The organism is Vibrio cortegadensis (assembly GCF_024347395.1).
In the GTDB taxonomy this organism is placed as follows: domain Bacteria; phylum Pseudomonadota; class Gammaproteobacteria; order Enterobacterales; family Vibrionaceae; genus Vibrio; species Vibrio cortegadensis.
The window spans coordinates 1265838-1288628 of record NZ_AP025472.1 but is presented as its reverse complement, the minus strand read 5'-3'; the positions used below and the strand labels follow the sequence as shown (position 1 = coordinate 1288628).

Annotated in this window: 28 protein-coding genes; 3 read left to right on the top strand and 25 right to left on the bottom strand. The window is 39.1% G+C overall.

Features of this window, described 5'->3' with window-relative positions; translation table 11 throughout:
• Positions 1-260: 260 nt before the first annotated feature.
• The 6 genes from OCV39_RS06005 to OCV39_RS05980 all read right to left on the bottom strand — a co-directional run bounded on the left by OCV39_RS06005 (position 261) and on the right by OCV39_RS05980 (position 5405).
• Positions 261-1223 (bottom strand): DUF2971 domain-containing protein, encoded by a 963-nt coding sequence (locus OCV39_RS06005; protein ID WP_261889265.1) that lies wholly within the window; start codon positions 1221-1223, stop codon positions 261-263.
• A 136-nt stretch (positions 1224-1359) separates the two neighbouring features.
• Positions 1360-1842: a putative signal transducing protein gene (locus tag OCV39_RS06000; protein WP_136996049.1), complete on the bottom strand. Its 483-nt coding sequence runs from the start codon at positions 1840-1842 to the stop codon at positions 1360-1362.
• A 129-nt stretch (positions 1843-1971) separates the two neighbouring features.
• Positions 1972-3297: an ApeA N-terminal domain 1-containing protein gene (locus tag OCV39_RS05995; RefSeq protein ID WP_261889264.1), complete on the bottom strand. Its 1326-nt coding sequence runs from the start codon at positions 3295-3297 to the stop codon at positions 1972-1974.
• Between the two features lie 138 nt (positions 3298-3435).
• Positions 3436-3945 (bottom strand): ClbS/DfsB family four-helix bundle protein, encoded by a 510-nt coding sequence (locus OCV39_RS05990; RefSeq protein WP_261889263.1) that lies wholly within the window; start codon positions 3943-3945, stop codon positions 3436-3438.
• A 150-nt stretch (positions 3946-4095) separates the two neighbouring features.
• On the bottom strand, positions 4096-4863 hold the full coding sequence (locus OCV39_RS05985; protein ID WP_261889262.1) for a GIY-YIG nuclease family protein: 768 nt from the start codon (positions 4861-4863) through the stop codon (positions 4096-4098).
• A 167-nt stretch (positions 4864-5030) separates the two neighbouring features.
• Positions 5031-5405 (bottom strand): DUF6232 family protein, encoded by a 375-nt coding sequence (locus OCV39_RS05980; RefSeq protein WP_261889261.1) that lies wholly within the window; start codon positions 5403-5405, stop codon positions 5031-5033.
• A 198-nt stretch (positions 5406-5603) separates the two neighbouring features.
• Here OCV39_RS05980 and OCV39_RS05975 point away from each other — a divergent pair, with 198 nt between their 5' ends.
• Positions 5604-5888, top strand: a complete 285-nt coding sequence (locus OCV39_RS05975; protein WP_017051427.1) for a type II toxin-antitoxin system RelB/DinJ family antitoxin — start codon at positions 5604-5606, stop codon at positions 5886-5888.
• Entirely contained in the window at positions 5885-6163 is a 279-nt protein-coding gene (locus tag OCV39_RS05970; protein ID WP_136996165.1) for a type II toxin-antitoxin system RelE/ParE family toxin, read from the top strand. The genes OCV39_RS05975 and OCV39_RS05970 overlap by 4 nt, the downstream gene beginning before the upstream one ends.
• Before the next feature lie 134 nt (positions 6164-6297).
• On the opposite strand, the gene OCV39_RS05960 is transcribed toward OCV39_RS05970, so the two are convergent.
• From OCV39_RS05960 to OCV39_RS05940, 5 genes are all read right to left on the bottom strand, one after another.
• Positions 6298-6600 carry a hypothetical protein gene (locus OCV39_RS05960; protein WP_069507788.1) on the bottom strand — a complete coding sequence of 101 codons (303 nt, stop codon included), beginning with the start codon at positions 6598-6600 and terminating at the stop codon, positions 6298-6300.
• 141 nt (positions 6601-6741) lie between these two features.
• Positions 6742-7155, bottom strand: coding sequence for a hypothetical protein (locus tag OCV39_RS05955; protein ID WP_261889260.1), 414 nt, complete (start codon positions 7153-7155; stop codon positions 6742-6744).
• Between the two features lie 139 nt (positions 7156-7294).
• Positions 7295-7825, bottom strand: a complete 531-nt coding sequence (locus OCV39_RS05950; protein WP_261889259.1) for a HEPN domain-containing protein — start codon at positions 7823-7825, stop codon at positions 7295-7297.
• Between the two features lie 159 nt (positions 7826-7984).
• Positions 7985-8404: a hypothetical protein gene (locus tag OCV39_RS05945; protein ID WP_261889258.1), complete on the bottom strand. Its 420-nt coding sequence runs from the start codon at positions 8402-8404 to the stop codon at positions 7985-7987.
• Positions 8405-8560: 156 nt separating this feature from the next.
• Positions 8561-9139 (bottom strand): hypothetical protein, encoded by a 579-nt coding sequence (locus OCV39_RS05940; RefSeq protein WP_261889257.1) that lies wholly within the window; start codon positions 9137-9139, stop codon positions 8561-8563.
• A 226-nt stretch (positions 9140-9365) separates the two neighbouring features.
• Between OCV39_RS05940 and OCV39_RS05935 the strand changes: the two genes are divergently transcribed.
• Positions 9366-9767 (top strand): YkgJ family cysteine cluster protein, encoded by a 402-nt coding sequence (locus OCV39_RS05935; protein WP_261889256.1) that lies wholly within the window; start codon positions 9366-9368, stop codon positions 9765-9767.
• Positions 9768-9907: 140 nt separating this feature from the next.
• Here OCV39_RS05935 and OCV39_RS05930 read toward each other — a convergent pair whose 3' ends face one another.
• From OCV39_RS05930 to OCV39_RS05860, 14 genes are all read right to left on the bottom strand, one after another.
• Positions 9908-10363: a GNAT family N-acetyltransferase gene (locus OCV39_RS05930; protein WP_029203407.1), complete on the bottom strand. Its 456-nt coding sequence runs from the start codon at positions 10361-10363 to the stop codon at positions 9908-9910.
• A 126-nt stretch (positions 10364-10489) separates the two neighbouring features.
• Positions 10490-11152: a hypothetical protein gene (locus OCV39_RS05925; RefSeq protein WP_261889255.1), complete on the bottom strand. Its 663-nt coding sequence runs from the start codon at positions 11150-11152 to the stop codon at positions 10490-10492.
• 728 nt (positions 11153-11880) lie between these two features.
• The gene (locus OCV39_RS05920; protein WP_113795341.1) at positions 11881-12351 is read right to left on the bottom strand and encodes a GNAT family N-acetyltransferase; all 471 of its coding nucleotides are present in this window, start codon (positions 12349-12351) and stop codon (positions 11881-11883) included.
• A 137-nt stretch (positions 12352-12488) separates the two neighbouring features.
• Entirely contained in the window at positions 12489-13025 is a 537-nt protein-coding gene (locus OCV39_RS05915) for a nucleotidyltransferase family protein (RefSeq protein ID WP_261889254.1), read from the bottom strand.
• Positions 13026-13157: 132 nt separating this feature from the next.
• Complete coding sequence (locus OCV39_RS05910) at positions 13158-13775, bottom strand: DUF2971 domain-containing protein (protein ID WP_171757623.1); 618 nt, start codon at positions 13773-13775, stop codon at positions 13158-13160.
• Between the two features lie 137 nt (positions 13776-13912).
• Positions 13913-14377: a GNAT family N-acetyltransferase gene (locus OCV39_RS05905; RefSeq protein ID WP_261889253.1), complete on the bottom strand. Its 465-nt coding sequence runs from the start codon at positions 14375-14377 to the stop codon at positions 13913-13915.
• 144 nt (positions 14378-14521) lie between these two features.
• Positions 14522-15082, bottom strand: coding sequence for a nucleotidyltransferase family protein (locus OCV39_RS05900; RefSeq protein ID WP_261889252.1), 561 nt, complete (start codon positions 15080-15082; stop codon positions 14522-14524).
• Positions 15083-16255: 1173 nt separating this feature from the next.
• Complete coding sequence (locus tag OCV39_RS05895) at positions 16256-16780, bottom strand: hypothetical protein (protein ID WP_261889251.1); 525 nt, start codon at positions 16778-16780, stop codon at positions 16256-16258.
• Between the two features lie 149 nt (positions 16781-16929).
• Entirely contained in the window at positions 16930-17364 is a 435-nt protein-coding gene (locus OCV39_RS05890; RefSeq protein WP_261889250.1) for a GNAT family N-acetyltransferase, read from the bottom strand.
• Positions 17365-17513: 149 nt separating this feature from the next.
• Positions 17514-18320 carry a hypothetical protein gene (locus OCV39_RS05885; RefSeq protein WP_261889249.1) on the bottom strand — a complete coding sequence of 269 codons (807 nt, stop codon included), beginning with the start codon at positions 18318-18320 and terminating at the stop codon, positions 17514-17516.
• A 1295-nt stretch (positions 18321-19615) separates the two neighbouring features.
• Complete coding sequence (locus tag OCV39_RS05875) at positions 19616-20182, bottom strand: hypothetical protein (RefSeq protein ID WP_261889248.1); 567 nt, start codon at positions 20180-20182, stop codon at positions 19616-19618.
• A gap of 166 nt (positions 20183-20348) precedes the next feature.
• Positions 20349-20681 (bottom strand): zinc ribbon domain-containing protein YjdM, encoded by a 333-nt coding sequence (locus OCV39_RS05870; protein ID WP_113796873.1) that lies wholly within the window; start codon positions 20679-20681, stop codon positions 20349-20351.
• A 257-nt stretch (positions 20682-20938) separates the two neighbouring features.
• On the bottom strand, positions 20939-21427 hold the full coding sequence (locus OCV39_RS05865; RefSeq protein WP_261889247.1) for a HEPN domain-containing protein: 489 nt from the start codon (positions 21425-21427) through the stop codon (positions 20939-20941).
• A 692-nt stretch (positions 21428-22119) separates the two neighbouring features.
• A complete protein-coding gene (locus tag OCV39_RS05860) occupies positions 22120-22782 on the bottom strand; it encodes a hypothetical protein (RefSeq protein WP_261889246.1) in 663 nt (220 codons plus the stop codon).
• Between the last annotated feature and the right edge of the window lie 9 nt (positions 22783-22791).

Here is a 22791-nt window from a genome sequence, read left to right as displayed (position 1 = left end):
TGACGTTGCAGCTAATTAACCGACAAACTTTCTACGTGCGATGGTCATTTTGATGGCAATTTTCACGAAAAGAACAGGTGTGTAGCTCGAACGCAGAACAAAGATAAACGGATAATTTAACCCTTTGAATCTTATGCAATATAACGCCGCATTAAGGTGTGAGCAACGCTACCACGATACTCAACCAGACCACCGTAAACACTAAACCCAACGATGAAATGAAAAGTGCCATGCGTTGGGAATCACTCTTAAATGCTTTGTTATATTTTTAATTGCCACCCAACTCTTTTATATTGCTGGACAATCACTTTTGTATTGGGAAGTCTTCCTTTTATTAACTTAGTAAGACGCTTAGCTCTTAATGGTGATACGGAAGAGCCAATGATAATACTTTCAATATCATTCTCATTTACTTCGACTAAATCAAGGTTGTTATGAATTTTTCTTACTTTAGTATTCGACTCATGATAGACAATTCGATATTCATTTTCATAACTCCACTCCGACATTTTCATGAAAAAATATCTCAACATAATGTTCAGAGTCGCATCTGAAAATTTATCTGAATGAATGTCGGTAAATCCATTTTGTGCTTCTAACTTTACAACCATTGAAGCCATATAGTTAAAGGCATTGTTTAAACTTTGGTGACCATTTTTATAGTTTACTTTTTTTGGAGATCCAAATGATGGGTTTTTCTTGAACTTAACAACTACCCCTCTATGTTCGTCAGCATAATGCGACCACATAAGCAAGTTATCTGGTTTAGTTGTTAACGATAAAATCCTGAACGTACTGATTATATCCGGCCAACTATTTAGTAACTCGTCACTAATTGCTTTAATTTCATTTCCCCAGTGTCTTTCATCAACACTTAAACGATTGTTAATTTCAGATTGATAGTCACTGAGTTCAGGAAAATCTTTCGAAACTACACTCATCATTGTATCCTTTAAGCGTTTAGTATTTAACTTTAGCTCCGGAACTGTTGAATCCATAGGATCATTAAACTTTAAAGGATCTGTGAACTTTATCGACTTATTTTTTAGCAACAACCTTAAAGTATTTTGATTCATATACTTATAGTAATTTTCTGGTGAATTTTCTACGTGCCCTGCATGAGTCGTATTTTTTTCACCTTTACGTCTAACAAGAGTTTTTACCTTTTTGTTCAGAAAGTTAACTCTTTTTTTAAGTTTTTCTACTTGTTTAAATGTGCTCATACTTCCTCTAAAAAATATAACGCCCAATTAAGGTGCGACAACGCTATAACACCTAAGCTAAACCATTGCGCCGTAAACACAAAACTCAAATCGGAGTGAAGCCGCCACGTGTTGGGAGTCACTCTTAAATTGTTTGTTATGGCGCTGAACTTGAAGCTAGCTGCTGAATGTCAATTAGGTCTACTTCCCTACTCAATATTCGTTTGTACTCTACCAGTTGATAAGCTGGCATAACCTGTAATTCAATGCCTTGATAACTTTTGACAACTGACTTTGCAAAGTCGATTTCTAGTTGATGCCATGAACCGTCCAATGACGATTGGATTTTGGTATTTTGAGATAAACCGATTTCAATTTTTTGATTTTGGTAAACCAACTGGAAATACTCTAAATCCCAACCGTATTCAGTATAACGAGTTAACGGTTTAGATATGAATTGAGATACGTGAGCCAAGAGCTTATTTGCATCAGAGTTGTGGATATAAAGGTCTATGTCTGCAATTTCACGGCTGCCACCATGAATAGTTGCAGCTAGCCCACCGACAATTTGGTACTCAATGCTCTCTGCATCCAAAAGTCCTTTCAACCACTTCAAGGCTACTTTCACTTTCTCACTCATCTAGTTCCCTTAGCTGAATTTTGCCCTGCGCCATAACGCCGCATTAAGGTGTGAGCGGCGTTTGGCTATACTTGAGCGAAGCGAAACTGCCAAGCGTTGCGAATCACTCTTAAATGATTTGTTAGCTGCCTATTCCAAACTTAGTCGACGTTGGTATTGGTGAATACGCTCTCGGTCGATACCTAGTTTTTCCAAGAGATGTGAGATGACTACCAGCCTTAACATATGACCAATATCGACATAATCATCAATACTAAGCTTATTCATCATAACCTTGGGTCGCCCAACATGAGCAAGTTCATTACGAATAGTAGATATAGCCTTACCAAGGTCGCACTCATTAACTTTTTCAAAGACTTTCCTTAATTGGAAAGCAAGCTCAGGAGAAGCATAAGTCTCTATCGGACCAACATATTTTGTTGCGGATGTACCGCCAAGATCGAGGTTAATTGCTTCTAATTGCGTAGAGTACAAAATAATATCACTGTGGGCATAATGAAGCGTGCGATAACCAGTTTCGTATTGGTGAGCTACTGATAACACACGAAAGTCGTCGTAGACTTTAAACCAATTTGATAACACTGTACTCATATCAAGTTGCTTCCAGTTCAGAGGCAAAAAGTTGTGATTAACTTCTTTTTGCGCCAATTTAACCGTGCGCGACTCTAGAACCATGCTATTCAGAACACTAACGACTTTATCTTTATTATTCAGTGTTAATTTTATCTCTTCTGGAAACACTGGGCGAGACATCAGAATTGAAAACAATGATGAAATTTTGGTTATTTGGTTGATTATATCCCCTGCACCTTCCAACTCTTTAGTCGCATAGCTAATATAGTACTTGAGTGATTTACGTAAATTGAAATACGCCTTAGGGTGTGTTTCTTGAATTGAATCAATGGCATGATCTAGCTTTTCTTTTGCATCTTTATCTCTAGAGTCAATAAGATTCTTAAGGCGGTCACCCACCATAGAGAAAGTTGCCACATTTGTAACTTCGATATTCCAGTCATCACTGGATACTTCAGCAATTGGGCTATCTTGATATTTCAATTGTGTTAACCACCCTTGAGGGTGAATAAATTCTTGCATTCCATTAAACGTAAAATGTGTACCTTTAACCAATTGTTCTTCGGTAACAAAGTCACCGATGATTAGGTAGAAAAAGCCATGTAAACCAGATTTAACGTGGACACTTCCCATATGGTGAGTACCACTATCAAAATCAAAAGATCCAACTAATGTACATTTTTTACCATTACTCAAAATGCCAAACAATCGTTCACAGCTTGATGGAGCCTCACTATCCGAAATAGAGTACTCAAGCTGGAGCCCATTTTGAGGGGAATATTTAATTTTAGCCGCGAACCTACCAGCATTTGAGTTTTCAGATTCAAAGAACTCTCCAAAAAACTCATAACTTTCAAAACAGTTGAATACTTCCTGAGCCAAATTGACCTCCTTTGGCAGCTAACGCCGCGTTAAGTGGTGAGCAACGCCAACCACCCTACCTAAACCATTGTGACATAATCACTTAACTCAAAGTAAGCCGAAAACGCCAAGCGTTGGGAATCCGTCTTAAACGCTTTGTTATGTGAATTCTCGATTGAAGCGCCTAACTTTTGTACGCATGTTTTTCATAGGTGATGACGTATTAAACTGAATCATGCGCCCCAAAGTCCATTGCTCATACCACGCGACACCATACAACTCATGGTCACTTAAGCTTGAAATAAGTAAAAGTATCTCGTTAACCGTAGACTCGAGCTCAATAAGTAAATCATCGTATTTCCAGTTACGATACTCATCGTGGAAGCTTTCAGCGAGCAAGCCCAATTGATTCCATTTGTAGCCTGTTTCCGGAAAATCTACTTGTTGATTTTGAGATCTTAGGTGATGCCATTTAAGAACGAGTTTCCCCCAACCAATCAAATAAGCCACCGTATCACTAACGCTAATGAGTGTACCTTTGACGTTGCCCTCTACGCCAGATTTACGAACGTTGCTTTCTGGAGTTGAACGATAGTCAGCCATAAGTTTCGGAAATATCGAGTTTATAGCTAGCTCCAATTCATCCTTATTTCTTGGTACAGAAGACATTTTGACCTCCATTCACATAACGCCGCATTAAGGGGTGAACAACGCCTCCACCCCACCTAAAGCATTGTACCGTAAACACTAAATTTGAAGTAGAAACAAAAGTGCGAAGCGTTGAGAATCCCTCTTAAATGCTTTGTTATATGCTAGTTATCACACATCAAGTTCCCTACGATTAGCATATGAAAACTCTAATACGAGCTCTTCCGTCTCAGCAAATCGTGGGGATCTTTGACCATCAAACGTTTGGTTGTAGCCATAAGTGTACGAATGATACTTATCAATATACTGAGCTTCCAATTTATCTAAATCACTTAGCGGGATACCGGACGCAAGCACCTCTATAGAAATACTGTCCGGTTTAACGTTCCAATCATGTTGGAGGGCAAGGTTAGTATGCTTGCCTTGAATAAGGTTATTCAGATGTTCTGAGAACAACCTACGTTTCAAATTGACAGTTTGTCCAATATAGCTCTTACCCGAAATGTTATTGTAGATCCTATATATACCAGAGATAGAGTCGAGTTCTTGTAATTCATTTTCCAGTTTTTTTAACCTATTTTCAGGTGTGACCTTGTTATTCTTGGAACCTCGATTATGTCGAAGCTTACTAGTTTGATTTCTATTTTCTTTCAATGCGCCAACTAGTGTTATTTGTATCGATATATCAGGTCGATAGTGATATGTAGCTGTAGTAACCTTACCTACGACTTTCCTATTTGAAATCACATGCTGGTATACTAGTTCATTAGTTATGGTATCAAATCTACCCACAAATATTGAATCGATATACACCCTCAACCTTGTATCTTTTTTTGAAGTAGTTCGACGAATAGAAACCTTCGAATATTCATCAATTAATGCAATTGACACCCGATCTATAAAAATAGGAATTTCGATTAGCTTTGTTATTACTTCCATTTTTCCTTTCTTATCATGTACGACTCACCGTATTGCATATAACGCCCAATTAACTTGCGCAGCAACGCAATACAATGATTCTGCACTGCGCCATAATCACTGAAACCGATTAGAAGTAAAACTGCCACGCGTTGTAAGTCAGGTTAAATTGTTTGTTATGTGACAAGCTAAAGTAGTCTACTTGCCTGTTTTTCAAAAATTTTCTTAACCACATGACTATTCGACTTAGCTACCGACACCCATTGTAAACCCGTTTCATCAATATGCTGAAATTCTACTTGTAACTCGTACCTTCTGACCGAGAATAGAGCAGAAAACATGCCAACTGTTAGAGCTAACGGAGCGGTAATTAACCCAAAAGACTCTGGACATATCATCCATACCACGCTTGCAACGACCAAACCAATACAGACAATTCTCAATGCATGATCTTGGAAAGTGTTAGCTTTAACTCTTACACCCTTAATTTTTGACAAAGGATACTCGTCTTTTTTAAACGTAAAGGTTGTACTACTAACTTTAAAATTGTCTTCAATAATCAAATGAACCTCCTGTCACATAACGCCCAATTAAGGTGCGACAACGCTAAAACACCCAAGCTAAACCATTGCACCGTAAACACTAAATTCAAATCGGAGTAAAATCGGCAAGCGTTAGGAGTCACTCTTAAATTGTTTGTTAGTTGCCCTTACTCAAGGCTAGTGCTAACATTTGTACACACGAAAACTTAGGAGCCATTCATGGATACTAGAATTCAATTCCGTATTGATGACGAAATTAAACGCTTAGCTCAACAAATGGCGGAGAGCCAAGGTCGTACACTTAGCGATGCTTGCCGTGAGCTTACAGAGCAAATGGCGGAGCAACAACGAAAAACATTATCTCATGACTCTTGGATAACTGAACAAGTAAACTTAGCATTTGAGAAATTCGACTCCGGGAAAGCTACATTTGTTGATCATGACTCAGCAAAAACTAGAATGGCTGAACGAAAAGCTAAAATTCGCAATCGAGGCCATCAATGATTTTATGGGAAGAAGAATCATTGAATGATCGTGAGAAAATATTTGAATTTCTTTATGACTTCAACCCTGACGCAGCTGAAAAGACTGACGAAATCATTGAAGATAAAGTTGAAAACTTACTTGAACAACCTTTAATGGGTGTTCAACGAGATGGTATTCGAGGCCGATTACTAATTATCCCCGAAATCTCTATGATCATTTCATACTGGGTCGATGGTTCAATTATTCGTGTAATGCGAGTTCTACATCAAAAGCAAAAATTTCCTGCAAACTAATAGTTTCGCAGGGCAACTAACGCCCTGTTAAGGGGTGAGCAACGCAATACCGATGCCGCCGCATACCACCTTAAACACTAAAGTCAACGCATAGTGAAAATGCCACGCGTTGCGAATCCCTCTTGAACAGTTTGTTAGCAATATTTTTGACGCAAATAAGCTTCTACCTTTGCAGCTACGATGTCGGATATAGATTCTACTACGATGCCTTCATAGGACTTAATGATATTGGAAACCGCGGCTTCAATAGCCCTTGCCTGTTCTTGGGTTCCTTGGAACTCGAAACTCTTATCAACACCATTGAGCAAAGCTAGATACTTCTCTTTGACATCAGCTTGGATTTTCTCAATTTCTACTTGATCTTCACTTGGGATAGATTGAGTATCCTTTAATCTTGTGATTTCTTTATATTTGTCAAAATCAATTATATTACTCATTGAATTTCCTCATATTGCTAACGCCTGCTTAAGTGGCTGCCAACAGAAGACACTTAAGCAAGCCACCGTAATCACAAAACTCAACCAAACCAAAAGTGCCGAAGGTTGGCAGTCCGTCTTAAAGCATTTGTTATGCACGTTCTAAAAGTGGCACCTTTCAACAAGGTACGGAAGTTTCTGACTCTGTGGCTCATGATTAAACACCACATAATTCAACTCTTCGTAAACAGCTTCAAACATTATATGTTCTGAACTACCTCCCAGGTAACGTTCAGCCCAACTTGGTGTACTTTTAAAAACTCGGCCTGTGAATTTTAAACTTGCATCATGTTTTACAATTGAATACCTACTATTTTCGTAAACATAGCCAACAATATCATGGCTTCGTAAAAACTGTTCTTCGCCATACCCTTCCAATGGTATTGCCCTGACACTTTTGCTTTTAAAAAGATAGTTGACATTCATTTCAATCGGTTCAAAACAACCATCTTCTACTACGATTTCTCCGCACCCAGCAAGGAGAAGTAATGATGTAATTTGAATTTGATACTTCATTTTCCACCTAAGTGCATAACGCCCAATTAAGGTGTGAGCCACGCTACCACTGCACTCAATTTGGACGCCGTAAACACTGAACTAGACCCAAACCGAAAATGCCAAGCGTGGGGAATCACGCTTAAATTGTTTGTTAGTATTATTTTGCTATTTTCAACTTTTCAGTTGCACTAACTAACCCTTTAATAAAACGAATAGCTTTATCTAGATCATCTCTTTTTACTATATGTGATTGAGTTACTGATGTATTTGCTTGATGAGCAGCATCACCTCTGAGTGATATTAATTGGTCTAGAACTTTTTTAGCTTGTGGAGGATGATAATTGTCCCATTTCCAGCTTTCAGTAATATCGATATCAAAGTAGGATTTGAACAATTGTCTCGTTTTGGCTGTATTTGGATTGAAGAACCTTTTTAGGTCTTCTGTTACTTTTCTTTGGACGAAGCCACCGATTTGGCTCCCCTTAACTGAGAATAACCAAACCTCAATTTCTTCTTGAAAACGGTCTTTAACGTATGTTTCCCAAGCAGCAAGTGTTAACACCATTCCTGCACGTTTCAATGACTCTGAATTATGGGAACACTGTCCATTTTTCTCTGAATCAAACCGCTCTAGCAACTCCTCTGCATCTTGGATTGCTCGCTCAAATAACTCTCCTGCCTTGGTCACCACAACCTCCTTATTCAAATAATAATACTAACGCCCAATTAAGGTGCGACAACGCTATAACACCCAAGCTAAACCATTACGCCGTAAACACAAAATTCAAATCGGAGTGAAATCGCCACGCGTTGGGAGTCACTCTTAAATTGTTTGTTATGTGAACTTTTAGCCGGAAACAGCCTTACATTTAGGGCAATTGTACTTGCCAAATGTTCTAAAGTTAGGCGGAAATTCCTCTATTAAGATTAACTTATTCTCATCACCGTAACATTTTGAACAAAATGGCCCTTCAGGCTTTCCATCTGTTAGCTCAGCTAAGTAGTAATGACCGTCTCTAAATAGCACTTCATCTTTTTGATTAAGCTGTGCCTCTAGTAATTTAATTTTATCTTTCAGGTCTAGATTCTCTTCACGAGCATCAGATAGAGCAAATTTAGCGTCGGAAAGTGCCTCTATCAGTTCAGCTAATTTCAACTTCATTTCTGCGTCTTTGAAAGACGTATCAATATTCCTGAATTCTTTAGTGATATCTAAAGCGGTTTTTATTGAGGATAAACCCGCAGCTATTGTGCCAATATCAGCCATAAACGTACTCCTTGATTGTTCACATAACGCCGCGTTAAGTAGTGAGCGACGCCTATCACCTAACCTAAACCATTGCACCGTAAACACAAAACTCGACTTGGACTGAAAATGCCGAGCGTTGCGAATCTGTCTTAAACGCTTTGTTAGTACAATTTCTCACAGTACAGTAACAAACTTATTAATTGCCGATTGATACCAAGCTCGAAGGAAGTTAAAAATTATCGAGGTTATTTTTTTACAAGCGTCTTGATTTAAGCGAATGAAATTATTTTTAATCTCAAGACCATCAACTCTTTTAGTTAACTGCTCCACGACTCTCGATTTGGAGAAACCATTTAAAAACGAATTATTATGAATTACACAATTTCTCAATTCGATGACCCCTTTTAAATCTTGTAGGAGCTCATTACAACTTGGTTTGTCTAACCCACATACGTCGTGGTTGTACTTAATGAATCTCTCTAGTGCGCTGCCCTTTAAGTCATTCCACTTTAGTTTTTGACTCGTGTAATTTTGTAGTGAAGTACAAAAATATGAAAATTGCTGTTCAAGGATTATAACTACTGAAAGTACATGACTTTTGTACGTTACATCGGGAAAACAGTTAATCACTGGTTTTTCTGAACGAGAAAACTCGACTGTACTGATTTTATCCAGAACTCGATTAAGATCTTGAGTATAAATATCGAGTAGATTCAAAGAACCTTTGAACCACTCAGAAGCAGGTGTTTCCAAATTGACCTCCATTGTACTAACGCCGCGTTAAGTGGTGAACAGCGCTACCACTACACTCAAGGCATTATGCCATAAACACTGATGCATATCTTTGAACTGAAGCCACCAAGCGTTGTGAATCCGTCTTAAACGCTTTGTTATATGCAAACTCCCATTCCAAATGCAGAGCTAATTTCACTATGGATGATAGACTCAACCAATAACCTCCTAATTCAAAGTAAACACCATGAAAGACTGCAACCAATGTGGGAAATGCTGCATCAAATATGGCGATGGTGATTTAGCAGCCACGCAGGAAGAAATAGACCTGTGGGAGCTGTTTAACCCAGATATCTTTGAATATGTGAAAGATGGAAAAATCTGGTTTGATCCAGAAACCAGAGAACAATTAAACCATTGTCCATTTTTGGAATTAGTGCCGAAGTCAAAGCCAGAAGAGAAAGATAAATATACATGCAGTATTTACTTCGACCGACCAGAAGATTGTCGCCACTACCCTAGCCTTATCAACGAAATGGTTCGAGACGAATGTGAAATGATAGAAATTACTGACTTAGAAAACCCTAAGAAAGCTCAGAAAGATCTCGATAAGGTGATGAGTTCAAGCCGACCTTCGAGCTATTCCTAGGTTGATTTAGGCAATTGCATATAACGCCGCATTAAGGGGTGAACAACGCCGCCACCCAACCTAAAGCATTGTACCGTAAACACTAAATTTGAAGTAGAAGCAAAAATGCCAAGCGCTGAGAATCCCTCTTAAATGCTTTGTTATGAGGCAAGGTTCAACGACAATGATAGGAAGTTTTCATCACTATCAATGACTTTATACCCTAGCCTTTCATAGAAACTTATCGCTTTAATATTACGAACAAAACTTGATAACGTAATGCTATCTCTATACTCATTCTTCGCTTTTTCATGAACATAAGCCATAATAGCTTGCCCTAAACTTTGGTTTTGAAATTCAGGAAAAACAACCAACAAGTGAACATGATATGAATTGCTGTACTGTTTGAAGCAGAGCATTCCAACACGAGTCTGCCCAGAGTAAACCCAATAAAACCAATTAGGCTCATAATCATTAATTAATCGATTTTTCTGATAATCATCACACCAACCAAAGACTGATTCTACGTGAGAATACAGCCCCATTTTCACCACTGAAAACAGCGACTCAAATTCACTTTCTAATACTGATTCTAACTTGATCACCATATGCCTCATAACGCCGCATTAAGGGGTGAACAACGCCTCCACCTAACCTAAAGCATTGTACCGTAAACACTAAATTTGAAGTAGAAACAAAAATGCCAAGCGTTGAGAATCCCTCTTAAATGCTTTGTTAAGTTTCTATTTCAACTCATGAACTCTCCCAGTAAAACGCTGAGCAGCCCAATCTAATGATTGAAGAACTAAAACATATTTACGCTCACCTACTGAAAATGGCCAACTATCACCAGGTTTAGAGTCCTTTCTAGATTTACCTTCACCATTTGGGAAGCTTACATTTGTCTGAGCAGTGAGTTCATATTCAATTGTTTGCACTCCAAGAACAACTTGGGTTTGTGGATCAATAAATGATTCACCAACTTTAAGTGTTCGCCAATAAACATAAACTGCTTCTTCTGGTTGTTCTGGTTGCTCAATATTATTGCCTTGTTGTTCTGCTACTTGTAATTCCCCCTCTAGTGATGCAACTTTACGATTCAACTTCTCTAGCTCAACCTCGTAAAATGGAAGGGTATTAGGTGTCGATTCTAACCATCTCAAGTACTTTTTATTTTCCTCTATCAGCAGGTCTCGCTGAGCAAGCAAAACACTATTTCTAGCCAACACTTCTTTGGTCTCTGCTTGATACTTCTGAGCTTTTGTTTCTACTAACTTAATTTTATTTTCGTCAAAAACAAAAAAGAATGCTGCCCAAGTAGCAGCCGCAACTACAAACGTATGACTTATAACCGTTTTAGTTGGATTATTTTCAAACCAATTGCTCAATTTTTTTAGTCTCTCCATTATGTCAACCTGTTGCCAAATTTATAGATTCCGACAGGAACTTAACGCCGCATTAAGGGGTGAACAACGCCCCCACCCGACCTAAAGTATTGTACCGTAAACACTAAATTTGAAGTAGATACAAAAATGCCAAGCGTTGAGAATCCCTCTTGAATGCTTTGTTATATTGCCCGCACGACAGAGCCAAGTTTAGCGCCAAGGTGCTGAATTGACTACAAATCTACTGGCTTTGAACTCAGATGTAAAACGGATAGCTCAAAACTCAACCATAGACAATAAAACGCACTTGGCTAAGAAGCGAAATGAGCTAAAATTAGAGCCATTCGATTAGCCAGAATGACAAAGAATTCGAACGAGAAACCTGACAGCAAAGTGCGCTGAAGCCACAATTTTCAATAAAACCCCCACCAAAAAGATGCCGCGCAAAATGAACTTGAGCCAACAAAACTTACTAACGAGGAGACTTGCGTGACGTTGCAGCTAATTAACCGCCACACTTTCTACGTGCGATGGTCATTTTGATGGCATTTTTCACGAAACGAACAGGTGTGTAGCTTAAACGTAGGACAAAGATAAACGGATAATTTAACCCTTTGAATCTTATGCAATATAACGCCGCGTTAAGTGGTGAGCAACGCTACCACCCTACCTAAACCGTTGTGCCGTAAACACTAAATTCAAAGCAAACCGAAAATGCCAAGCGTTGGGAATCCGTCTTAAACGCTTTGTTAGCTGCGTAGCTTTTTGGAGAGCAGGTTCTGTTTTGATTCGAACCCGGCGCTAGTATAAAAACCGATAGCTCCTGTGTTATTTGACCAAACATGCAGCTCAACTGAACTAGCGCCAAGAGCACTAGCCCACTCAGAAAAGTAAGAAACTAGCCCTGTAGCTACACCCAGCTTTCGAGCTTCGCTAGAAACGATTAACTCTTCAACATACCCATACGTTCGTGATTGCGTCCAGCGACGCTCTTTAACGTCAGTGAGATTCCCCAATAAAGCTCCGACTACCTTTCCATCGTGCTCGCGAACAATAAGTAACTGACTCTTATCAGATAGAATGTCTTGAAGCTCAGTCTTATTTAGTACATCTTCAGTTTTGCGAACAACATCTGGAGCTAAGTCTGAGTTGTGCTCATTCTCGGATATGAAAAGGCTAACCAATACATCTAAATCTTTGATTTGGGCTTCACGAACCATAAATTTTCTCCAAGCAGCTAACGCCCAATTAAGGTGCGACAACGCTATAACACCTAAGCTAAACCATTGCGCCGTAAACACTAAATTCAAATCGAAGTGAAATCGCCACGCGTTGGGAGTCACTCTTAAATTGTTTGTTAGGGCACTATTCTCAAAGATGGCCACTTTACTAACCACCCTTTTGAATTTACACGACTTTTAAACGTTTCTTGTGATCTTTTCGGGTTATGTGTGACACAGTAACCAAATAATGATTCATACCCAAAAGCTGATATGCATTCGTACTTTTCGGGAACAACTTGTCGGATAGCAATTGCCGTTTCTTTCTCTGGCCAGTAGCTCATAGCGTCCAGTGAACTTGTATAAGGTAAGTCACCATTGCGAGTGTGCATTATTGCCTGATTTCGAACTTGCCAGTTAATTTCCGGCATTACCTGTTTAAGCTGAGCTTCATAGTATAAATATGCATTAGGATCTCGCTCGTCAGGTGCGAAATAGATAACATCAGCATCATTCAATGGTGTCGCCACCTGAAAACCATGTAATGCATCCCACACAAGATTTCGGACGAAACCTGCTGCAATATAGCATTGAGGTAAACCCAGTAGAGATACACACTTCAAAGCGTTAACTCTAACTGGATCTTGTTTGATTAATTCTACGATTCTGTCCATTTCGCCCTGTGCCCTAACGCCGCGTTAAGTGGTGAGCAACGCTACCACCCAACCTAAACCATTGTGACATAAACACTTAGACTGAAGTAAGCCGAAAATGCCAAGCGTTGGGAATCCGTCTTAAACGCTTTGTTAGGCTTCAGGCACCAAAGTATATGATTTAGGTCTTTGTAACATTTTGGTTATTGAAATTTCATGTTTTAGAAATATTGCACGCTCTTCTTCGGATAAAACACACTTTAGACCACTATAAACATTTACTAGTTTTAGCTCATCAGAGAAAGGCATAAAAAGTAACCCATTGTCATCTTGTTGAATTTCATCCGATCTTAGATCCAATGGAAGACGATATTCTCTCTCATACCTCCAACCTTTATATTTGCATAGAGTTGCCGCAGGTATCTTATTTTTCCAATCATCACGGTTACGACTAATTTTCATAGGAGAGCTTACATATTTAATTTTGCTTAAATACTTTTTAGGAATCTCGAACTCAAAGCAGATACCACTGTGATTATCGGCGTAATGAGCCCACTGAACAGGATGCCCTAACCGTTTACTGAAACACAAAACACCTAAAATCCCATCAAAATGATGCCTAAAGTCAGCGAGAGCTTCATTAGATGTATTGGTTACATTAGGAAAGAACTCAAATGGGTCATTCAAGTTATCCAACGTTGCTATTTTTAGTCTCGATTTTTCCAAATTTTCTATGGCATATTTCTTTGCCATGAAGTGATAAACTCTCATGTGTTCTCCATTTGAAGCCTAACGCCGCGTTAAGTGGTGAGCAACGCTACCACCCAACCTAAACAATTGTGACATAGACACTTAACCCAAAGTAAGCTGAAAATGCCGAGCGTTGGGAATCCGTCTTAAACGCTTTGTTATGTGCGTATTTGATACAAGTGCCCTGACTCAAATTCATTCTCAGCTACGCACTTTATTTGCCAACCAAGTTTATGCGCCACTCTTTGGCTACCCACATTATCTGAAGCAATGAAAACTTTAACTTGGGTTAAGTCGACGGATTGCGCCAGTTTGAATATTGCTGACTTACACATTAGAGATGCTAGCCCTTGCCCCCAAAACTTCTGACGAATGAAATACCCAAAGTCTAGCTCAGCATCAAGTAGCGTAATTCCACAAAACCCAACAATTTCGTTAGTTTCGACAGACCTGAACGCAAACCTAGTTTCTGCCTGTTGCTCGTTAGCAAACCAAACCTCAGCTTCTGCATCAGTCAAAGGTCTTCTTGGTCCCAAAAACTCCATAGTTTGCTCGTTTTGAAGCAAGTCAAACACAGCACTTCGATCACTATCAACTAATTGTGAAATAACGATTTTGTCCACGTTTCCCTCCTAGCACATAACGCCCAATTAAGGGGTGAACAACGCTACCACCCTACCTAACGCATTGTACCGTAAACACTAAAATTGAAGTAGAAGCAAAAATACCAAGCGTTGAGAATCCCTCTTAAATTGTTTGTTAGTAGGTCAACTCCAAGGGAGCACCTGTACGTTATGCCACCTAGCCTTATAGCCAGCGGTCATTTTGTTGTAGTTAGCTTCTGTCATTGCTTTTTTGTTAGGTTTGATCAACATATTAAATGCGTCCTCTAACCCATAAGGGGAAAACAACTTAATGTTTCCTGAGCTATCTAGTGTGAACCCAATAGCAAAGGCAGAAAGCCAAGATTCGATACCTTGTTCAACCCGCTCGTATGCCTGTATGGAACAGCCAAACTTCTTGGAATATCGCTCATGTATGATTGCTTGGTTTTTTACATCAACGTCGACGACACCATGACTTAACCGTGAACAAATACGATTTTTGAATTCATCTTCGTTAGCATGATTAGAGCCGTCAAAATAGACAACATCAAAGTCTTTAACTTGAGCAAGAAGCGGTTTACTTTCGATACTATTCCAGATGATTTGAGTAATAGCACCGCCTGCAATATAAAAGTTTGGCAACCCTACTTCCAGGCACACTTCAGCTGTTTCGAGCAACTCTGGAACTTGGTGAATTAGATGCTTGAGTTTTTGTTTATTCATCCTGACCTACTAACGCCCAATTAAGGTGCGACAACGCTATAACACCCAAACTAAACCATTGCATCGTAAACACAAATTTTAAATCGAAGTGAAATCGGCAAGCGTTAGGAGTCACTCTTAAATTGTTTGTTAGAAGCGTTCTTAACCGTTATGTAGAACCTAGAATTTTGGGTTCGAAAGACGTAATTACTTATTCACTAGAACCACATTTGACGCAAGCATCATAAGTTCGCTTGCCTTCGCTGATAACAATGTACTTGCCTACACACTTTTCACACAAAACCAGTTTAGGATAAGCCAATTTGTCTTTTTTAGAGGATGAATCCCCTTCAGTTACATAAATTTTTCTCATTTGAACTTTCACATAATCATCTTAATGCGAACAATTATACTATGATTGAAACGAAATTTAGAACTAAGCGAGATAAGATAAATAGTTACTATAATTCAAAGTTTTATCGAAGCTTCTAACGCCGCGTTAAGTGGTGAGCAATGCTACCACTGCACTCAAGACATTATGCCATAAACACTGATGCATATCTTTGAACTAAAGCCGCCAAGCGTTGCGAATCCGTCTTAAACGCTTTGTTATATTGCCCGCACGACAGAGCCAAGTTTAGCGCCAAGGTGCTGAATTGGTTACAAATCTACTGGCTTTGAACTCAGAATTAAAACGGATAGTTCGAAACTCAATCATAGACAACAAAACGCACTTGGCTAAGAAACGAAATGAGCTGAAATTAGAGCCATTCGATTAGCTAGAATGACAAAGAATTCGAGCGAGAAACCTGACGGCAAAGTGCGCTGAAACCACGATTTTAATTTAGCTTCCACGAAAAAGAAGCCGCGCAAAATGAACTTGAGCCAGCGAAACTTACTAACGAGGAGACTTGCGTGACGTTGCTACTAATTAACCGACACACTTTCTACGTGCGATGGTCATTTTGATGGCAACTTTCACGAGACGAACAGGTGTGTAGATCAAACGCAGAACAAAGATAAACGGATAATTTAACCCCTTGAATCTTATGCAATATAACGCCGCGTTAAGTGGTGAGCAACGCCAACCACCCAGCCTAAACCATTGTGACATAAACACTTAAACTGAAGAAAGCCGAAAACGCCATGCGTTGGGAATCCGTCTTAAACGCTTTGTTAGGTGCGTGTTGCTTATTACAACTTTGGATATTGATGCAAAACCTCAATGTCACTTATTTGCGTTGGGTCACAGGTATATTCAAACTCACCAAGCCAATCGGCACTATGGCTATTAGGTGCGCTCAAGATTGCTTCTGGAGCACATTTTGCACTCAATAAAACACCACCTGATTCAATTGCATTTAAACCACTAGCAAACTTCTCTGCAACTTCTTTCTTCGGAGTCCAGCAAAAGCCAATTAGACCTTGATTATAAAGAAATTTACACTCACCTCGATAAAGACGGAGTTCATCACCGCTGTATTTTGGCAGTATAAACCTCAACCACGTGAGCACTAATTGATCGTTCCTTACATGCCTACGAATATGTCCACCATTTGAAATCCAAAATCTGTGCATTTTCTCGGTATCAAACGAAAAGGATTCAATATTATCAATGATATACTCCATCATTGATAACCATGTCTGACTTGGAACATCACAAACATACACACCAGCCATGGTCTTGGATGCTAAATCTTTATAATCGATACTTTTCAATTTTACCTCGTAGCACCTAACGCCGCGTTAAGTGGTGAACAACGCTACCACTGCACTCAAGACATTATGCCATAAACACTGATGCATATCTTAAAACTGAAGCCGCCAAGCGTTGGGAATCCGTCTTAAACGCTTTGTTATACGCGTGGTTAAGTCCTAAGTGAGATACTCATTACGCTATGATTTGGCTCACTTTCAATATCAACCACCGACCAACCTAGAGACTGGTACAACGGGGGGACATTTGTATAAGCATACAGATTACTTTGAAGCGTTTCTGATACTTGCTCAACACCTCGATTAATCAACTCACTAGCAATGCCCTGGCCGCGCAACTCTGGCGAAACAAAGACAGCATTAAACCAAATGACATCTGAACTTCCATGTGGCTCTTTAAAACGAGAATAAGCCAATCCACCGATAACTTCGTTGTTTATCAAAGCGACCAAAACAGGAGGAAGATTAGCTTCAGGTTTATAGGTATCAACGAAGAAAAAGTCAGACCATTCACTTTGAAATAACCTTTCTAGATCAGCCCAATACGGACTATTCTCATCACAAACTCTGAATACTAACTTGTTCATATTCGATTATTTCCTAAAAGCGTATAACGCCCAATTAAGGTGTGAGCCACGCTCCCACGGCACTCAATTTGGACACCGTAAACACTGAACTTGACCCAAACCAAAAATGCCAAGCGTGGGGAATCACGCTTAAATTGTTTGTTAGCAGGCTATAAACTCCCAACCATTTTTTTGAATTTTTCTCTATTTTCTTGGCGAGTTGAAAGCTCAGATATTAAAAAAACTAAACAAGCTTTAGTAGACTCTGCCTGTTCAAGGCACTCTTCATCTGAATAGCCATGAACTCCCTCACTAAGGACTTTATACAATTTTCCCAAAGGGTTAAGTCCGTTTGGTTGTAAATAAGCAGGAAGAGCAGTCCGAGCAATTTTTATTTTATCGCTCATTGGAGACTCTTTACGTAGATTATTGATTGACTCCAATAGAGAGTCTCCCAAATCACTTGCTATTGCATCAGTTTCAATTAAGTCTAATAATTTACTAATTTGATTTTCAACAATGCGCCTAAAATATGCAAACGCTGCAATACCGTATCCATTACTTAACGAAACCATTGCTTTTTGATAACAGTCCGCATCATCTTTAAAGAATTTTTGCAGATCTTTATTACGTTCAAGTTTCTTACGTGGCCACTGACCAAATTTTTCTAGCGTTATTTTTCCGTCGGCAACCGTTTTATGCACGTTAAACATATGCTTATCTTTACGACATGATACACATGTAAAACTAAAGCCTGAAATTCCTGTTTTAATATATTCAATTGGTCCATGACTAATACCACCTCGACTCCTCATGTCATGAAATGGCCTAAGTTGAAGGCATGTTTCACAAAACTCATCTATTTCATCAATAGCTAAATGCGTTCTTGATTTTTCTTCAAGTAAAAAAGTTTTAGATACATATAGAGCTTCATTCTCTAAAAAGGACTTAATATCTTGATCTGTTAATTCTTTCATAATACCTCTAAGATTGAGAAAGATATATTTGAGCTGGTCTGCTAACGCCGCATTAAGGGGTGAACAACGCATCCACCCAGCCTAAAGCATTGTACCGTAAACACTAAATTTGAAGTAGATGCAAGAATGCCAAGCGTTGAGAATCCCTCTTAAATGCTTTGTTATATTGCCCGCACGACAGAGCCAAGTTTAGCGCCAAGATGCTGAATTAATTACAAATCTACTGGCTTTGAACTCAGAAGTAAAATGGACAGCTCGAACCTCAATCATAGACAACAAAACGCACTTGACTAAGAAGCGAAATTAACTGGAATTGGAGTCATTCGAAGAGCCAGAATAGCAAAGAATTCGAGCGAGTAACCTGACAGCAAAGTGCGCTGAAGCCACGATTTTCAATGAAGTTCCCACCAAAAAGAAACCGCGCAAAATGAACTAGAGCCAACAAAACTTACTAACGAGGAGACTTGCGTGACGTTGCAGCTAATTAACAGTCAAACTTTCTACGTGCGATGGTCATTTTGATGGCATTTTTCACGAAAAGAACAGGTGTGTAGTTCGGACGCAGAACAAAGATAAACGGATAATTTAACCCCTTGAATCTTATGCAATATAACGCCCAATTAAGGTGCGACAACGCTATAACACCCAAGCTAACCCATTACACCGTAAACACAAATTTCAAACCGGAGTAAACTCGCCACGCGTTGGGAGTCACTCTTAAATTGTTTGTTATATTGCCCGCACGACAGAGTTAAGTTTAGCGCCAAGGTGCTGAATTGGTTACAAATCTACTGGTTCTGAACTCAGAAGTAAAACGGATAGTTCGAGACTCAACCATAGACAACAAAACGCACTTGGCTAAGAAACGAAATGAGCTGAAATTAGAGTCATTCGAAGAGCCAGAATAGCAAAGAATTCGAGCGAGTAACCTGACAGCAAAGTGCGCTGAAGCCACGATTTTCAATGAAATCCCCACCAAAAAGAAACCGCGCAAAATGAACTAGAGCCAACAAAACTTACTAACGAGGAGACTTGCGTGACGTTGCAGCTAATTAACCGACACACTTTCTACGTGCGATGGTCATTTTGATGGCATTTTTCACGAGACGAACAGGTGTGTAGCTTGGACGCAGAACAAAGATAAACGGATAATTTAACCCTTTGAATCTTATGCAATATAACGCCTTGTTAAGGTGTGAGCAACGCAATACCGATGCCGCCGCATACCACCTTAAACACCGAACGCAACGCATACTAAAAATGCCACGCGTTGAGAATCACTCTTAAACAATTTGTTATGGCACTGAGCACCAAAGAAACGACTGTACTTTACTGAAATACAACGTCTCAATATCAAAAAGCTCAATGAAAGGATCTTTACAGCCAAGCTTTCGATATAGAAATACCATTTTGCAAATTAAGCATGCTGCTAGTTTGATGATTTCATCATTATGAATAGAGTTAGCACCTTGCTCATAAGCGTATCGGCTTTGTGTAAACAAATCCTTGTTGCTATCAAGAACTTTGAGGTCTGTACTATCAAACAAATAACTTTGAATATTCGCAGGTAGAGCCTCGTACAATACGATTAAGTCATGAGCATTAGACTTTTTAGGCAAAGCGTCTTTCTTGTTGAACTGATAAGTCTCATTTAACTTCCCATGATTGCTAGTTACAGTGGTATGGAAGCTTTTGAGTATAATCTCAATACTCAGTGCACACATTACTGTTTGGATCCCCATACGCTGATGAGGTGATGTGGTACTAATCATGTAATAGTCGTATGCATTTTCGATCATGTAGGGTCTAAAATCGACACCACCAATTCCGGCAATGCTCGGACAAAATCTAACTTCACTCAATAAATTATCCCTCTGTGCCATAACGCCGCATTAAGGGGTGAACAACGCCTCCACCCAACCTAAAGCATTGTACCGTAAACACTAAATTTGAAGTAGAAGCAAAAATGCCAAGCGTTGAGAATCCCTCTTAAATGCTTTGTTAGAGCGCTGATTCAAGGGCAGTGACTTACGCTTTCTTAACGTATTTTGCCGTTACAAACATTTCGCCTGCACCATCAAGCTTACAATCCAATTGATGATCCTTACCTTCCACAATCCGCTTTATTACACCTTTTGTGCCAATTTTAAGGTTCTGAGAACTACCTTTAACTTTGAGATCTTTCACCAATGTGATTTTATCGCCTTGCTCCAACTGATTTCCATTCACATCATGAACTGTGAATTGATTTTCAGCCTCTTCAACTGGGTTCCATTCATAGCCACATTCGGGACAAACAAGATGTGTTTGATCTTGATAAACAAATTCAGATTGGCAATTTGGGCAAGGAGGAAATGACATTAGTTATGACTTCTATTAATTGATTTAACTTATATTTTAATGATTTATCACGTTCAGTCTATGCATTATGAAAGCGACAATGAGCACTAAAACATGAAAATCCGACTCAAATTGGTCGTGCGCTATAACGCCGCGTTAAGTAGTGAGCAACGCTACCACTGAACCTAAACCATTACACCGTAAACACAAAACTCACTGAAATTGAAAACGCCGAGTGTTGCGAATCTGTCTTAAACGCTTTGTTAGCATTCGGTTTTCTACTGAACACGTTTCCCTTTCAGTTGCGAAAATTCAAATATTGGTAAGTATTCAACCTGCAAGTAGGCGTTGTATAAGCTAATTGCTAGATTTGGAATAAAATTCGAGAAATCAAAATAGGCTTGCTCTTTTGAAGTTTCATCATGCCAATATCTAATTTCTACAAACGAATTAGACCACCGATGTATTTCGTTTTCGAAAACCTCTTTTCGAATATCACCAACCAAATCAATGTACATGCGTCTCACCCAATCTTTCCGATCTTCAGGAAGGCGTTTATATAAGTACCAAAGACCATGCTTTTTCCCGGGATCGACGCCTTGTTCAGCTAACACTCCTTTAAGAAACAACTCTGAAGCGAAAGCAAAGCAGACCATGGCAGGAGCAACTAATCTATTATTTTCTGCACTTTTCGCTGCAGCTAACCCAGCAAGTACAAACTCTTCCGCAGTATGTGTAGCACCACCATGCATTTTTTTTACTGACATTTATGTATGACCTCCGTGAGAATGCTAACGCCGCATTAAGTAGTGAGCAACACTACCACCTTACTAAACCATTGTACCGTAATCACAAAACTCAACTTGAAATGAAAACGCCGAGTGTTGCGAATCTGTCTTAAATGCCTTGTTAGTTTACCTACATGATAAAGCCAAAGTTTAGCGCCAAGATGCTGAATTAGTTATAAAACTACTGGCTTTGAACGCAGATGTAAAACTGGAAACTACGAAACTCAAACCCAACTAACAAAACGAACTTGACTAAGAAGCGACATACGCTAAACAACCAAAATTGAAACCAATCAAACTGACAAAGGATTCGTTCGATGAGCCTGACAACCAAGTGCGACTAAAACCAATATTCACGAATTAGCCACCAAGAACAAGAAACCACACCAAAGAACCATTACAAAAAAGTTAGAGCCAGTAAGTGACTGCCTAACCGCGAACGCTTCCCTTATAGTGCCACCGGAAAGTTCCTGTGATTAGCAAACCAACAGGTGTAAATCACAATAACCGGACAAGCTCTCGGAATAAAACCCTTTTTCTACTCTTGTAAACTAACGCCGCGTTAAGTGGTGAGCAACGCAGACCACTGCACTTAAAGTATTGTGCCGTAAACACTAAACCTGAAGCAAACCAAAAATGCCAATCGTTGGGAATCCGTCTTAAACGCTTTGTTAGTCGCTTTTTTCACTAGCACCTAGCTCTTCATTTTTATAACGCCCCATACTAAAGAACTGTATACTTTCGATCTCCTGCATTGATACTATAAGCTTAAAATCATTTTGATTAATTATTGAACTTTCGGACAAAATATCACTTTCAACAAAGTGACTATAATTATTTGTTGTTATATTCAACGTTAACTTTTTATCATCTCGATACCCAGATAATAAAGGTAAAATTGAGATACACTGATGCTCATAGTTAGTAAAATCTTCTCCTAAACATATACCCACATAACATTTTCTCGAATTCATACTGATTAAAATAGGATTAGAAGTTGCGATCGCTTCCAGTATAAAGCCTCTTCGACTGTCGCTTTCGACTAATTTTGCAATCAAGTTGAGCCGTATAAATTTATTTGAATATAGAATTTGACTTAGGAAAACAAAAACCAAAGAAATAAGTACAGCAACCAGGTAAACAAAACTATCATATTGCTCACCCGATTTTAGAAATTCAGTAACTTTTTCAAGCAAACTAGTTGGTAAGAAAAAATCGAGGTACTTGTAAATGGATGGGAATGCGAAACAGAGAAAATATGAAAGTAAATATATTACCGCACCTCTAGCAACGATAAATGAGTAGTATGCCCATCCATTTACTCTGGCGATCACATATCGCCA